Raw genomic sequence first — 14393 nt, 5'->3', positions numbered from 1 at the left:
TTCCTCACCTGGTGGCGGCAGCGGCGGCGTCGGTCTTCTTCTCGGCCAGGTCCGGCGGGAGGGGCCCGCCGCCCACCTCCGGCATGTCCACGGCCGGGTTGCCGCCCCACTGGGCGTGCGGGGGGACCTCCTCGCCCTTCATCAGGAAGGAGTCGGCGGCCAGCACCGAGCCCTCGCCCATGGTCACGCCGTAGTGCACATGCGCGGCGACGCCCAGCGTGCAGCGGGCGCCGAGGGTGACGCCGTTGGACTTGAAGGTGCCGTCCTCCTGCGAGTGGCACTGGATCTTGCTGCCGGCGTTGAGGGTGCACTCGTCGCCGACGGCGGCCAGGGTCCGCTCGGTCATGAAGCAGCCGTCGTCGAACACCCGCTTGCCCATGCGCACGCCCAGCAGCCGCCACACGAGGCTCTTGTAGGGGGTTCCGTTGAAGATGTTCAGGTACTGCACCGGGACCTTCCACAGGCGCTCGTGCAGCCAGAAGTTCCGGTCGTAGATGGAGCACAGCTGGGGCCGCAGCGCGCGGAACCCGGTCATGCAGCGTTCCACCAGGACGTAGTACGCGGTGGACAGCAGCAGTGCCAGCGCCAGGAACAGGGCGATCACCACGTGCCCGGCCACGCCGTACAGCTCGACGGAGACCAGGCCGAACAGGGTCAGCAGGAAGACGTGCAGCCAGCGCGCGAACAGCATCAACGCCATCGACCGCAGGTTGTAGCGGTTCTTCGCGCAGAGGTGGCGGCGCAGTTCCTCGCCCGTGCGCAGATGGTCGAACCGGGCGTCGCGGTCCACCGAGCGGGGTATCTCGAACGGCGGGGAGCCGAGCAGCCCGACGTTCGTGCGCACCTCGCCGTCGAGCGGCACCAGCACCTTGGTGGCGAGCAGGCAGTTCTCGCCGGTCCGGCCGCCCGCCGGATAGGCGATGTTGTTGCCGAGGAAGTTGCGCGCCCCGATCGCCACCCGGGACAGCCGGAAGGACGTCCCCGAGTACTCGGCGTTCACCACCGACAGCCCGTCGGCCACCATCGTCCCGGTGCCCACGCTGGCCAGGAACGGCGTCTCGTGCTGCACCTCGGTGCCGAAGTTCGACCCGGTCTGCTCGACGCGTGACAGGTCGTAGCCGAGCCTGCGGAGGTAGTACACGATGTACGAGCTGTCGCCGAACAGCCAGGTGAAGAACTTGATGTTCGTGACGCGGGCCGCGATCCGGTGCAGCGTGTAGTGCACTCCGTACAGCGGATAGACCCGGTCGGGCCGCACCAGCAGGCGCAGCAGCCGCGGCACCGTGTACAGGGCGGCCAGCCCCACGCCCACGAACCCGAAGAACACGGCGAGCGAGACGGCCAGCGCGTCGGGTATCAGCTCCGGCTCGCTCAGCACGGCCGTCTGCGGATCGAGCCGCTTGCCGATCGCCGGTATCCCGGTGGACACCATGTACACCCCGCCGAGGGCGATCGGGATGTAGACGAACAGCAGTTGCAGCAGGGTGACGGTGCCGAACCAGGCCCGGCGCAGGGTGCCGCACCGGGCCGGCGGGACCCGCACATGGTCCACCTCGGTGGGCTCCGCCGGGGAGCCGTGCCAGCGCTCGCCGTCCGGAACCGCCTGGCCGCGGTGCAGCGCGGAGGAGTGGCCCAGCTGGGCACCGTCGCCCAGCGAGGTGTCGATGTCCAGGACGGTCTTCTCGCCGACGAACGCGTCCCGGCCGATCGTGACCCGGCCGGTCTGGACGCGGCCGGCGTATGCCCGGTAGCCCAGGAAGAAGGAGTCCTTGCGGATCACCGTCCCGGCGCCGATGGTCAGCAGGTCGGTGCAGACCGGGACGGAGCGCGAGAGGATCGTGACGCCTTTGCCGATCCGCGCGCCGAGGGCCCGCAGATACAGCACGTACAGCGGGGTGCCTACGAGGAACACCATCGGATTCGCGTGCAGCAGCACCTTCACGAACCAGAAACGGGCGTACGCCAGTCCCCAGAGAGGAAACTCACCCGGTTTCCACCGGCCGACGAGAATCCATTTCGCGAGGACCGGAAAGGCGCACAGCGCGACGAACGCGACGCCTCCGAACACCAGCGAGCGCAGATAGACGCCGCCCGGGTCGGTGGCCTGGGAAATCCACTCGTATCCGCCGGCGGCCACGTATCCGTAAACGAGGGAGTAGACCAGGAAGACCAGCAGCTGGAACGCCCCGCACAACCGGTGGTGCAGCGGGTTCACCCGGGTCGCCGGGGCCGGTGCCGACACGGTCGTCGGCGCGGGTGCCACCGGGGCTGTGCCGTCGGGCGAGGCCGGTGCCAGGGCCTCGGCCAGGCTGCGGATCGTGGGGTGCCGGTAGATGTCCCGGATGGAGGGGGAGGGCAGGTCCGGTATTTTCCGCAGCCGTGCGCAGAACTGGGCCATGACCAGGGAATTGGCGCCCAGATCGGTGAAGAAGTGACTGTCGGCCGGAACGTGGTCGGCCTCCACGAGTTCGGCCAGTGCCGCCGCGAGTTTCCTCTCGGTCTCTCCTCTGGCCGGGCCGTTGTCGCTCATGGTGACGGCGGTTTCGTCCGGCCCGGATATGGGGACCTCGGAGGACTGCTCCACCATTCGATCTCCTGAGGACGTATGGATGGCCATGGTCGTCCGGATCTTTTCGATCACGAACCGCCGTTTTCAGTCTGGCGAGCCGGACGGCACCCTGCCACTCAACGAGGACGGCCGTGCCCGCGGGAAAGCGGCCCCCGGCAGCGCACACCGCGGATCCCTCATGCCTCTCACACCTCATGTCTCACCCGATCGGCGGGCCCCGAACGCAGTAACGACGGCCGGGGCCGGCCCCTGACGGGACCGGCCCCGGATCGGCGAACCCGAGCGGACGGCCGTCAGCCGTCCTTGCCCATGGTCCTGCGCACCAGGTCCTTGGTGCGGTCCATCAGCGCGGCCACCGGCCCGAGCGCCATGTTCTTCGCCCCGGACTCGACCCCGGGATGCGGGTGCGTGGGCGCCATGGCCTCGGCGGCCTTGACGGCCCTGGCCATGGCCGCGAGGTTGGTGACGTCGGTGCTGCGCCGGATGTGCGTGAACTCGTAGCGTTCCTCGGCCCGCGCGTGCTCCTGGACGTCCGTGCGCAGCCGCATCAGCCGGGGCAGGAACTCCGGGTCGTCGGTGTCCATGTCGTCCAGCGCGGCCAGCGCCTCCTTGGCGGCCCGTTCCTCCGCGAGCCGGTCCCGGACGACCTCCTCGCCGCCGGGCATCGCGCGCCGGGCGAAGGGGTGGACGACCTCCTCCTCGGCGGTCTCGTGGACGGCCAGCAGCCGCACCAGCCGCCGGAAGGCGGCGCGCCGCTCGTCCCCGGTCGCGGCCTCGACCTCGTCGAAGAGGTTGCGGATGTCCCCGTGCTGGCGCATCAGCAGCGCCACCACGTCCGTGTCCTTCGCCCCGTCGTCACCGGCCTGCGGAGTGTGCAGCTCGGACATGTCGGCTCCCTCACTTCTCGCGCATACGGGGATCGGGGTGCTCGCCCTCGGACTGCACGCGGTACTCGCGGCCGAACATCTGGTCGTGCTCCGCCATGACCCGCTCGCTCGGCGGCTCCTCGCCGCCGTGGATCCGCTCCTGCATCTTCTCGAACCGCTCGTGCGCCTCGCGCACATAGCCGGCCCCGAGCGTGGTCAGGTCCATCTGGGTGTCGAGCAGTTCGCGCAGGTACTGCTTGTTCGGCTCGAAGGTGAGCACGTTGGGCAGCTCGGGCGCGAGGACCTCCTGCGGCTCCCGGCCGTCGTAGCGGCGCATCAGGTCGCAGGCCGTGTGCAGGTGTTCCAGCTCCATGTTCAGGTGCAGCTCCCAGACGGCCTTGACCTTGGGGTCGCTCTCCTGCTCCATGAAGGAGTAGTAGAGGTAGCACTCGTTGTACTCGTGGTTGACGAGCTGCTCCCACCACGTCTCCCCGGGGTCCACCAGGGACTCGTAGTGGGTGACGTGCTCCTCCTCGATCAGCCCGATCTCCTGGTACAGCCGGCGGGCGATCGGCTCCATGTAGGTGGGGCCGGTGTTCATGTAGAAGTTCATGGTCTGCTGCTCGGCCGACATGATGGTCAGCGCGTGCAGCTTCGACAGCGGGCTCGTGGCCGCCTTGTCGTAGGGGTCGCGGACGTTGTCGTAGGGGTCGCGGTGGTGGAACTTCGTGGGCCGGCCCGGCATGACCTCGGTGAGGTTGTCGACGATCGACTCCGCCTTGCGGTGCTCGATCATCTCGTACAGGTTCGCGTACCGGTACAGGTGGTCGAAGTCCTCCAGGACCCCGAACTGGTACGCCTGCTTCAGATAGGGATCCGGTTCCATCCGCGCCACCCACGCCGTCAGGTCCACCGCGACCTGCTCGTAGGCGATGGTCGTCTCCAGCACCGAGGACACGCCGGGCAGCAGCCAGTTGACGACTTTCTGCTGCTGGGCCTCGATGTAGCGGGTCCGGGCCAGCTGCCGCTTCACCTCGGGGTCGGCGGTGTTGCGGGCCAGCTGATGGCTGAAGAGGATCGCCTCCACCTCGATGCCGTTCATGGTGATGACGCGGCACCGGGTGTAGGGGTCACAGCGGTCGGGGTCGATCGGTTCCACGTTCAGCTCACGCCAGTTGCGCAGCTGACGGTCCAGCGGGATGCCCCGCTGCTCCAAAGGATTGAAGGTCATCGAGGCCACTCCTGTGACGATTCGGGGGCGGTGAGGTACCCCCGCCGTCGCACTGCAGGCGAACGTCAGGGCACCCCGCTCATGTTTCAGCCACGCCACCGTCCCGGCCACCGCCCACGCCCGGACGGCCGGAGTCTTCCTCCCTTAGTGCGAGTGGCTGGGCTGTTCGCCCCGGCCCGGCCTGCCCGCCCCTGCCGTTTCCGCCGCGGGAACCAGGGGACTCGTGGCGCGTGGTGGCGTACGAGGCGGAGCAGCGGGTGCGGCTGCCGGCGCTGTGGGCGGGCTGGATGACGCAGACGTTCGTCCACTGGGCGTATCCGGTGCAGGAGGTGCGGGCGCTGGTGCCGGAGCCTTTGGAGGTCGAGGAGTACGAGGGCAGCGCCTGGGTGGGGTTCACCCCGTTCCTGATGGCCGACGTGCGCCCGGCCGGCGTGCCGGCCCGGGTGCCCGGGCTCCCCACCTTCGCGGAGACCAACCTGCGGACCTACGTGCGGCCCCCGAGTGGCCGGGACGGGCTGTGGTTCTTCTCCCTGGAGGTCGCGTGCCCCCTCATGCTGGCGGCGTGGGCGATCGGCGCGCCGTACCATCCCGGCGTCCTGGAGGTCACCCGGAGCGGGGGGACCGTCCGCTACTCGGGCCGGAGACGGCCGGGCCGCGCCTCCTACCGGCTTGCCGTCCGCCCCGGTGACCCGATCGAGCGGCCCACCGGACGGGATGTGTGGCTGACCTCGCGCTGGCGGGCGTACACCCGTCGGTTCGGCCTGCTGTGGGAGACACCCGTGGAACACGAGCCCTGGCCGCTGGCCGGCGCCGCCGTGGAGGAACTGGAGGAGACCCTGACCACCGAGGCGGGTCTGCCGGCCCCCGCCGGCGAGCCCGTCGTGCACTTCTCGGACGGGGTCGGGCATGTGCGGATGGGCGTCTCGGTGCCCTGCGCGCGGACGCGCTGAACCCGGGCGGACCGGCACCGTGGGAGCCCCCGGATGAGCGGGGGCGCCGCGCGCCGCCGGACGCTCCGCTTCGAGGGCTGGATCGCGGGCCTGGGGACGACCTCCGGGACGCGGGTGGTGCTGGGCCACTGGCAGCGGTCGCCGTTCGGCCCGTTCAGCGACGTGATGCTGGAGCGCCCGGACGGCGAACGGCTGCTGCTCGCGCCCACCCGGGAGACGGCGGACTTCATCGCCGGCACCTACGTCTTCGACACCGTACGCGTCGTACCGGTGCGGGCCGGTGTGGCGGACGGCGTCTGGACCGTCACCGCGGGCCCGCTCCGGCTGCGCTTCGTCACCGGGCGGCGCCGGCCGCTGGGCCTGCTGCTGCGGGCCGTGCCCGGCGCGCTCGCCCGCCGCCCCGCGTGGAGCGCGCTCACCGACCGGCCCGCCCGACTGCTGCTGCCCGGTGTCCGCACCCGGGGCAGCGCCGGGGCGGGCCGCCGCGAGTGGTACGGCGCACGGGACCTGCGCGCCGTCCGCGCGCTCTCCGCGTCCCTCGACGGCGCCGGCCTCGGCGCCTTGGCCCCGGTCGACCCGCCCGTCCGCTTCGGTTTCGGTTCGGTGCCGAGACGGCCGTCGCTCACCCGGGTCGTCACGACCGTCCGGCTCGGCGCCGGGTGAGGAACGCCGTCCGGGGTACTCGGCACGCCCCCGCGAAGGGAGGCGACGTGAACAAGATGGACAGGGCGCCGGACCAGGCGGCCGGGCGCGGTATGGCGGTGGCGCACGGCGCCTTCAACGTGGTGGGCGGGCTGTGGCCGTTGGTGCACCTGCGCAGCTTCGAGTGGGTCTTCGGGCCGAAGACCGATGTGTGGCTCCAGATGACGACAGGCGGGCTGCTGGCCTGCTCCGGACTCGCCCAGCTGGCGGCGGCAGCGGACCCCGACGGGACGGCCCACGCCCGCCGCATCGGCCTGGGCACGGCGCTGACCCTGCTGGCCGTCGACCTCGTCTACGTGCCCCGCGGACGCATCCGGCCGACCTACCTGCTGGACGCCGCGATGCAGACGGGCTGGATCACCGCCTGGCTGCGCACGACCGCGCGGTGCGCCGCACGGACGAGGCCGGCGGGGTAGACGGGGTGGCGTCGCCGCCTGGTGCCGCGGGTCAGCCGATCCCAGCCGTCGCCAGCAGGCGGGACGCGGTGACCGCCAGCTCGCGCAGCCGGTCCCGGGGTAGCCGGGACGCCGGGCCGGACACGCCGAGGGCGCCCACGACGCGGCCGTGCCGGCGTACCGGCACCGCGGCGCAGCACAGTCCGGGCCGGTAGTCCTCGATATCGAGGGCGTAGCCGAGTTCGTGGACGGCGGCGACGTGCTCCTTCCAGCGGGCCCACTCCTTTGGCTGCTCACGGGAGAGGCGCTCGGCGGTGGCCGGCCGGAAGGCGAGCAGGATGTGCCCGATGGCGGTGCCGAAGAAGGGGTCGTGGCCGCCGACGGGTACGGCCAGCTTGAGCGGCTGGGAGGACTCCACGGTGTCGATGTAGACGTAGTCCCGCAGCGCGGGGACGGCGAGGTAGCAGGTCTCGGCGCTGATCGAGGCGAGCTGGTCGAGCACCGGGTGGACCGTGTCGCGCAGCGCGTCGTCGCTGCCGACGGAGCCGCGGGCGAGTTCGGTCAGGCGCTCGGTGAGGATGTACCGCCCCGCCGGGGAACGCTGTGTCACGTACCCGAGCGACTCCAGCGTGGACAGCAGGTTGTGGGCGGTACTGCGGGACAGGCCGACGGACTCGGCCGCGTCGCTCAGGCGGACTCCCTCGGCGGCGGCGCCGACGGCCTCCAGCAAGGCGAAGGCGCGGGCCACGGACTGCACGCGATGCGGGCGTGTGGAGTCTGTTTCCACCATGCCGAATCTTCCTCTTCGTGATGGGGCACCGTCCCACATGAGGGGCAACATGCTAGCGTTGTAGCGCAATGTGGAATTGAGCGAGCCGAATGCGAGCTGCGTTTCAACATACCGGAAATATTTGGTTGACGCCCTCGCGATTCCCTGACAACGGCAGCGGCTCACCGGCCGCGCGGGAGCGCACCGGACGCGAGGACGCGCCCGGCCGGGACGGGCGTCGCGCCGCCGTTCCGCGCGGCCGAGCAGGAGGGGGAAGCGTGCACACTGGCGACGCGGTAGAGGTCACCTCAGCGGGGAGGATCTCCTTATCCGAGGACGGCTCGGCCCCGAGCGGCGCCGAGCCGGCGACGTCCGTCGCCGCGGAGGTGAGACGCGGACTGGGCGGCCGCGTCGAGCAGGTGCCCCTCGGCCGCCTGCGCCCGGCCGCCTCCCCCAGGAGCCGCCTCGACCCCGAGCACGTGGAGACGCTGGCCGCCCTGGACGACCCTTTCCCGCCGGTCGTCGTCCACGCGGCGACGGGCCGGGTCGTCGACGGTCTGCACCGCCTGGAGGCCGCCCTGCGCAGGGGCGACCGGACCATCGCCGTGCGCTACTTCGACGGCGGACCCGACGAGGCCTTCGTCTACGCCGTCCACGCCAACACCGCGCACGGGCTTCCGCTGTCGCTCGCGGAGCGCCGTACGGCCGCCCTGCGCATCCTTCGGTCCCGGCCCGCCTGGTCCGACCGCCGCATCGCCGCGGTCGCGGGTCTGTCGGCCCGCGTGGTGGCCGAGCTGCGGGGCGTACGGCCCCCGGCCGGGGACCGCCCCGCGGTGCGGGTGGGCCGCGACGACCGCGCCCGCCCCGTCGATCCGCGCCACGGCCGGGAACTCGCGGCCCGACTGCTGCGTGAACAGCCGGACGCCTCGCTGCGGACCATCGCCGGGCAGGCCGGTGTGTCACCCGGGACGGTGCGGGACGTACGCGCCCGGCTGAGCCGGGGCGAGGACCCGGTACCGGCGCGCCGGCGCGGCCGGCGGCCGGCGCCGGTGGCGGCCCCCGCGCGCCTGCGGAGCGCCGAGGCGCCGAGGCGGCCGGACGACGTCCCCGCCGAAAGGCCCGCCGACTTCCAGGCCGCCCTGCGCGCGCTGCGCCAGGACCCGTCGCTGCGGTTCACGGAGGTGGGCCGGTTCCTGCTGCGCATGCTGGAGCCCCACGTGCCCCTGGCGACCCAGCAGCAGCGGATCCTGCACGGCGTTCCGGGCCACTGCGCCCCGCTGCTGTCCGCCGCCGCCCGCGCCTACGCCGACTCGCTGCGCAGGTTCGCCGACCGGCTGGAGTCCGAGGTGGCGGTCACCGGCCCGGACGAGGTCTCGCGGGCGTCCTGAGGAACGTCCACGGGGTCAGGACGCAGCGCGGGGCCCGGCATGTGCGGGCCCGGCGTCCGCTGTGGACGCCGCGCCCGCGATGAACTCGGTCACCAGCCCGGTGAACCGCTCCGGCGACTCGAAGGGGAAGGCGTGTCCGCCGGCCACGTGTGTCAGCCGGGCGCCGGGGACGAGTTCGGCCAGCTGCTCCTGGTGGTACGGCGGGACGACCGTGTCGCCGGTGCCCGCGATGACGAGCGAAGGCGCCGTGATCCGGGGCAGCAGCCGCGCGATGTCGACCTTCTCGTCGAGCAGCAGCTGCCGGGCCGTGCCCTCCGGCCGGAACATCGCGGCGAAGGCCGCGACCTCGCGCTCGAACGCCGCCGCGTCCCGGAAGTGCGGGGCCGTGGCCCGGAAGGCGGTCAGCAGGACCACGCGGGCCAGCAGCTCGGTGTCCACCGCCAGCAGCCGCCGCCACAGGGCGAACTGGGCCGTCATCCTGGCGTCGCTCGTCGCCCATCCCGCGTGCAGCACCAGCGTGCGGACGCGGTCGCCGCACTGGGCCGCCACCGCCGCTGCCACACAGGCCCCGAGCGAGTGCCCCACCAGGTGGAACCCTGTCAGGCCGGCGTCGGCGGCGGCGGCCGTCACCTGGCGGGCGAGGTCGTCGACCGTCAGCGGCGCCCCGGTGTCCGTGGTCGTGCCCGCGCCGGACAGGAAGGGAGCCACCACCGTGTGGCGGGGGCGCAGCACGTCGATCAGGTGGCCGAAGTTGCCGTCCGGGGTGGCCCCGGTGCCGTGGACCAGGACGACGCCCTCGCCGGAACCCGTGTGCAGGTACTCGACCACGCTCGGGCCGGACGACAGTTCGGTGCTTACTCGGGGCACTGGTGCTCCTTGTCGGGGAAGATGTCGGACCGCCGGAGAGGAGGCCGGCGGGGAGCGCCCCCGCGCCGTCGGCGCGGGGCCGTGGAAAGGCGGGCGGGCGGGACGCCGTTCCGGTCAGCCGCCGGACGCGGAGGTGGGGGGCGGCGCGGACGGCGCCGCGGGCGCGGTGTCCTGCCGGCCCCGGCGTTCCATGCCCACGGAGACGACGGCCAGCAGGATGCCGACGGTGGTGATGACGGCGCCCACCCAGTTCGGGGAGGTGTACCCGAGGCCCGCGTCGATGGTCACCCCGCCGAGCCAGGCACCCACCGCCGCGCCCAGGTTGAAGGCCGCGATGTTCGCCGCGGACACGAGCGTCGCCGGCCCGCCGGCCAGCTGCATGACCCGCGTCTGCAGCGGCGGGATGGTGCCGAACCCGACGCCGCCGAGCACGAACAGGGTGATGACGGCGGTCACCTTGTGGTGCGCGGTCACGGTGAAGAGCAGCAGGACGGCGGCGAGCGCGATCAGCAGGGTGAAGATGGTCGCGGTCAGGGCACGGTCGGCTGCCTTGCCGCCGAGGTGGTTGCCGGCCACCAGTCCCAGGCCGTACAGCGCCAGCAGCCAGGTGATGCTGGACGCGGAGAACCCGGCCACGTCCGTCATCATGGGCGTCACGTAGGTGAAGGAGGCCAGCAGGCCGCTGAATCCGATCGCGGTGACGGCGAGCGCCAGCCAGACCTGTGACTTGCGGAAGGCCGCCAGCTCCGCGCGCAGGTTGCTCTCCTCGGCGACCGGTTCGCTCGGCACCAGGGCCATGATGCCGAGCAGGCCGATCAGCCCCAGCACCACGACGCCCCAGAACGCCGCCCGCCAGCCGAAGTGCTGGCCGAGGACGGTGCCCATCGGCATGCCCAGTACATTGGCGAGGGTGAGGCCGGTGAACATCAGCGAGATGGCGCCGGCCTTCTTGTCGGGGGCCACCAGGCCCGCCGCGACGACGGACCCGACGCCGAAGAAGGCGCCGTGGCACAGGGCCGACAGCACCCGGCCGGTCATCAGCAGGCCGTAGGTGGGCGCGACCGCCGCGACCAGGTTGCCCGCGATGAAGAGCAGCATCAGGCCGACGAGCAGGTGCTTGCGGCGCACCCGGGTGGTGGCCGCGGTCAGCACGGGCGCTCCGACGACCACGCCCAGCGCATAGCCGGAGGTCAGCAGGCCCGCGGTCGGGATGGAGACGTCGAAGTCCGTGGCGACTTCGGGCAGCAGGCCGTTGGTGACGAACTCGGTCGTGCCGATACCGAAGGCGCTGATCGCCAGGGCCAGCAACGCGAGGGGCATGGGTGTCCTTCCTTTGTGCAGACGCTCATAGCGAGCGTGCACAACAGTTGCGCACGCCAGCTATGGGCGCAAGCAGGTAGCGTGCACACGCATTGCCCATCTACCATCCCGGGAGGCGCCCATGTACATCCCCGACGACTCCTCGGAAGCCCGCGTGCGCGGCTACGGCCGGCCCGGGTGGCCGCGCTCAGCGACGGCGCCGCCACCCGCATGGACAACCGGCTGGAGGCGCGCGGCCCGCCGGCCCGGGTGCTGTGCGTGACGGACCGGCACGGGTTCTCCACCGAACTGACCGCCGCGGGGCGGGACCTGCCGGCCGCGGCGCGACCGGCACACGACGCCGCGCTCTGCCGGGCGCTGGAGGAACCACCGCTCATCGGCGAACTGGCCGCCCCGCTCGGGACCCTGGCCAAGGCGGGCGAGCCCGCGCCATGACGCCGGCGGGGTGTGCAACTGAAGCGATCCGCAGTTGAACACCCGCCGTCGAAAGGAGTGACCGTGCCCGACCGGCAAGCCGGCGGGACCCGGCGGAAACTGCCCTCGCCCACCGGCCTGCGGTTCTACGCCGCGGCGCTCGTCTTCTGCTTCCACACCTCGCTCACCAAGATGGTGGACCCGTTCGCCGACCAGGACTTCGCCGACGGCTACGGCCTGCTCTTCGCCAAGGCCGGCCGGGCGGGGGTGTCCTTCTTCCTCATCCTCAGCGGCTTCGTGCCGGCGTGGTCGGCGCGGCCGGGCGAGCGGCTCGGCCCCTTCTACCGGCGCCGGGCCGGACGACATCCTGATGATCACCGGACGGAACAAGCGGGCCCCGGAGGACCACTTCGACCGCAACCACGAACTGGTCACCGCGCTCAGGCGCAAGGGGGACGAGCGGTGGCTGGCCGCCGTCACGGCCTCGGACGCCCTCGCCACCGTGCAGCACGTCCGGCAGGGCGATCCGCTCGGCCTCGGCCACGCCGTGCTGTGCACGGCGGACCATGTGGCGGCGAACCGTTCGCGGTCCTGCTCGGCGACGACCTCATCGACCCCCGGGACCCCCTCCTCGGCCCCATGCTCGACGTGCACGAGCGGCACGGCGGCTGCGTGGTGACCCTGATGGAGGTCCCCGGCGAGGACACCGGCCGCTACGGCTGCGCCGCGCCGGCCCCCGGCGGCACCCCCGACGTGCCCCGGATCGCCGGGCCGGTGGAGAAACCCGTTCCCGGAACGGCACCGTCCAACCTCGCGGTGATCGGACGCTACGGCCTGTCGCCGGAGATCTCCGACGTCCCGCGGACCACCCCGGCGGGGAAGGGCGGCGAGATCCAGCTCACCGACGCCCTGCGGGCCCTGGCCTCCGGCGCGGCGCCCGGCGGGCCCGTCCACGGCGTGGTCTTCCGCGGCCGCCGCCACGACACCGGGGACCGCGACGCCTGTCTGCGCGCCGTGGTCCGTCTCGCCTGCGAACGCGAGGACCTGGGCCCGGACTTCCGCGACCGGCCGCGCGAGTACGTCGCCAACGAACTCCGAGCCCGCCGCCGCACCCCGACACGGATCACTTGGTCGCGCCCTGGGCGAAGCCGTTGTAGAGGTAGCGCTGGAGGAAGAGGAAGACGACGAGGGTCGGCACGATGACGAGGATCGTGCCGGCCGAGATGTTCTCCCAGTGCGCGCCGAACGGGCCCTTGAAGCGGAACAGGGCGGTGGAGATGGTGCCGAGGTCCTCGGACGGCATGTACAGGAAGGGGATGTAGAAGTCGTTGTACACGGTGATCCCCTTGATGATGACGACCGTCGCGATCGCCGGTTTCAGCAGGGGCAGGATGATCTTCCAGTAGATGGTGAGGGAGTTGGCCCCGTCCAGGCGCGCGGCCTCGTCCAGCGACACCGGGATGCCGCGGATGAACTGCAGGAAGATGTAGATCGAGACGATGTCGGTGCCCATGTAGAGCAGGACCGGCGCCCAGATGGTGTTGAACAGCCCGAAGCTGTTGACCACTTGGAAGGTCGCCACCTGGGTGGTGACCCCGGGCACCAGGGTGGCGATCAGGAACAGCGCCATGACCGGCTTCTTCGCCCGGAAGCGGAAACGGTCGATGGCGTACGCGGTCATCGACCCGATGAGCACCGTCCCGGTGATGGAGAACAGCAGGATGACGGCCGTGTTGACGAAGGCGGACAGCATCTTGCCGTCGTTGAACGCCGTCACGTAGTTGCCGAAGTTCAGCCAGTCGCCCGGCAGCGACAGCGCACCGCCGTCCGCGACCTCCTCGGAGGTCTTCAGGGAGGTCAGGAAGACGACGGCCAGCGGGATCAGCACCACCGCCGAGGCGACGATCAGCGACAGATAGGTCAGCGCGGGGCCGATCCGGCGGCGGGCGGGCAGGGGCGTGGTCATACGAGGTCCACCTTCTCGTCGGGTACGAGGCGGCGCTGGATCCAGGTGATCAGCAGGATGATCAGCAGCAGGACGACGGCGGCGGCCGAGGCCAGACCGGTCTTGTTGAACTGGAAGGCGAGCTTGACCGTCTGGATGACGAACGTCGTCGTGCCGGTCGCGCCGCCGGTCATGATGTAGGGGATCTCGAACACCGACAGGGATCCGGAGACCGCCAGGATGACGCTCAGGCTGACCACCGGCCGGATGCTCGGGGCGATGATGTGCCGGAACTGCTGCAGGCGCGAGGCCCCGTCGAGCTGGGCGGCCTCGTAGAGTTCCCCCGGGATCGACTGGATCGCGCCGAGGAACAGCACGAAGTTCAGCCCGGTGAACCGCCAGACGGACACCCCGGCCAGGGAGGTGTTGGCCGACTCGGGATCGCCGAGCCAGGCGTGGTCGGAGCCGGCGCCGAACCAGGACAGCACCGAGTCGAGTGTGCCGCCGTCCTGGAAGAAGTACAGGAAGACGAAGCCGATGGCCACGCCGTTGATCAGGTAGGGGAAGAACAGGATCCCCTTGAACAGGTTGCGGAACCTCAGGTCGAAGCTGAGCACCGTCGCGAAGTACAGGGCGATCACGATCTGCACGGCGGAGGCGGCGAGGTAGTAGAAGCTGACGAAGAACACCCGGAACAGCTCGGGCCGGGTGAAGATCTGCTCGTAGTTGTCGACGCCGGTGAAACGGCGGTCGGGACTGACGCCGTCCCAGTCGGTGAAGCTGTAGTAGATCATGTTCCCGACCGGCACATACGTGAACGTGACCAGCAGGGCCAGGGGAACGGCCAGGAACAGCCAGGGGGTCAGCCGGCGCAGCACCCGTCCGCCCGGTCGGCTGCCGTCCGGCGTGGGCGCCCTGCCGGGTGCCCGGGTGGCGCGGGGCACCTTGACGGGTGCCGTAGGGGTCGTCTCGGTCAT

Annotated in this window: 13 protein-coding genes and 1 pseudogene; 6 read left to right on the top strand and 8 right to left on the bottom strand. The window is 71.6% G+C overall.

Translation table 11 applies throughout. The features are described 5' to 3' along the window. Window positions 1–4: 4 nt before the first annotated feature. The 3 genes from ABD350_RS04465 to ABD350_RS04455 form a co-directional block, all read right to left on the bottom strand. Entirely contained in the window at window positions 5–2587 is a 2583-nt protein-coding gene (locus ABD350_RS04465; protein WP_344346362.1) for a Pls/PosA family non-ribosomal peptide synthetase, read from the bottom strand. A 275-nt stretch (window positions 2588–2862) separates the two neighbouring features. Then, window positions 2863–3456 carry a hemerythrin domain-containing protein gene (locus ABD350_RS04460; RefSeq protein ID WP_344346361.1) on the bottom strand — a complete coding sequence of 198 codons (594 nt, stop codon included), beginning with the start codon at window positions 3454–3456 and terminating at the stop codon, window positions 2863–2865. A 10-nt stretch (window positions 3457–3466) separates the two neighbouring features. Then, entirely contained in the window at window positions 3467–4666 is a 1200-nt protein-coding gene (locus tag ABD350_RS04455; protein ID WP_344346360.1) for a hypothetical protein, read from the bottom strand. A gap of 230 nt (window positions 4667–4896) precedes the next feature. Here ABD350_RS04455 and ABD350_RS04450 point away from each other — a divergent pair, with 230 nt between their 5' ends. The 3 genes from ABD350_RS04450 to ABD350_RS04440 are packed head-to-tail and all read left to right on the top strand — an operon-like array spanning window position 4897 to window position 6734. Further along, window positions 4897–5616 (top strand): YqjF family protein, encoded by a 720-nt coding sequence (locus tag ABD350_RS04450; RefSeq protein ID WP_344346359.1) that lies wholly within the window; start codon window positions 4897–4899, stop codon window positions 5614–5616. Window positions 5617–5649: 33 nt separating this feature from the next. Continuing rightward, window positions 5650–6279 (top strand): hypothetical protein, encoded by a 630-nt coding sequence (locus ABD350_RS04445; RefSeq protein WP_344346358.1) that lies wholly within the window; start codon window positions 5650–5652, stop codon window positions 6277–6279. 56 nt (window positions 6280–6335) lie between these two features. Then, a complete protein-coding gene (locus ABD350_RS04440) occupies window positions 6336–6734 on the top strand; it encodes a hypothetical protein (protein ID WP_344346424.1) in 399 nt (132 codons plus the stop codon). Between the two features lie 31 nt (window positions 6735–6765). Here ABD350_RS04440 and ABD350_RS04435 read toward each other — a convergent pair whose 3' ends face one another. Next, on the bottom strand, window positions 6766–7503 hold the full coding sequence (locus ABD350_RS04435; RefSeq protein ID WP_344346357.1) for an IclR family transcriptional regulator: 738 nt from the start codon (window positions 7501–7503) through the stop codon (window positions 6766–6768). Window positions 7504–7760: 257 nt separating this feature from the next. Between ABD350_RS04435 and ABD350_RS04430 the strand changes: the two genes are divergently transcribed. Continuing rightward, window positions 7761–8870: a streptomycin biosynthesis regulator gene (locus tag ABD350_RS04430; RefSeq protein WP_344346356.1), complete on the top strand. Its 1110-nt coding sequence runs from the start codon at window positions 7761–7763 to the stop codon at window positions 8868–8870. A 15-nt stretch (window positions 8871–8885) separates the two neighbouring features. Here ABD350_RS04430 and ABD350_RS04425 read toward each other — a convergent pair whose 3' ends face one another. Both ABD350_RS04425 and ABD350_RS04420 read right to left on the bottom strand, forming a co-directional pair. Further along, entirely contained in the window at window positions 8886–9737 is an 852-nt protein-coding gene (locus ABD350_RS04425; RefSeq protein ID WP_344346354.1) for an alpha/beta fold hydrolase, read from the bottom strand. Window positions 9738–9851: 114 nt separating this feature from the next. Beyond that, window positions 9852–11057: an MFS transporter gene (locus ABD350_RS04420; RefSeq protein WP_344346353.1), complete on the bottom strand. Its 1206-nt coding sequence runs from the start codon at window positions 11055–11057 to the stop codon at window positions 9852–9854. A gap of 177 nt (window positions 11058–11234) precedes the next feature. On the opposite strand from ABD350_RS04420, the gene ABD350_RS04415 reads away from it, so the two are divergent. Together ABD350_RS04415 and ABD350_RS04410 are read left to right on the top strand one after the other, a co-directional pair. Beyond that, the gene (locus tag ABD350_RS04415; RefSeq protein WP_344346352.1) at window positions 11235–11492 is read left to right on the top strand and encodes a hypothetical protein; all 258 of its coding nucleotides are present in this window, start codon (window positions 11235–11237) and stop codon (window positions 11490–11492) included. A 319-nt stretch (window positions 11493–11811) separates the two neighbouring features. Further along, a pseudogene (locus ABD350_RS04410) lies at window positions 11812–12566 on the top strand (UTP--glucose-1-phosphate uridylyltransferase); the annotation flags it as partial. 28 nt (window positions 12567–12594) lie between these two features. Here the strand turns inward: ABD350_RS04410 and ABD350_RS04405 are convergent. After that, the gene (locus tag ABD350_RS04405) at window positions 12595–13437 is read right to left on the bottom strand and encodes a carbohydrate ABC transporter permease (protein WP_344346351.1); all 843 of its coding nucleotides are present in this window, start codon (window positions 13435–13437) and stop codon (window positions 12595–12597) included. Then, on the bottom strand, window positions 13434–14393 hold the full coding sequence (locus ABD350_RS04400; RefSeq protein WP_344346350.1) for a carbohydrate ABC transporter permease: 960 nt from the start codon (window positions 14391–14393) through the stop codon (window positions 13434–13436). The genes ABD350_RS04405 and ABD350_RS04400 overlap by 4 nt, the downstream gene beginning before the upstream one ends.

Source organism: Streptomyces nogalater (assembly GCF_039532885.1).
In the GTDB taxonomy this organism is placed as follows: Bacteria; Actinomycetota; Actinomycetes; order Streptomycetales; family Streptomycetaceae; genus Streptomyces; species Streptomyces nogalater.
Note: the sequence above shows the minus strand (reverse complement) of the source record. Positions and strands in the feature narration are given on the sequence as shown.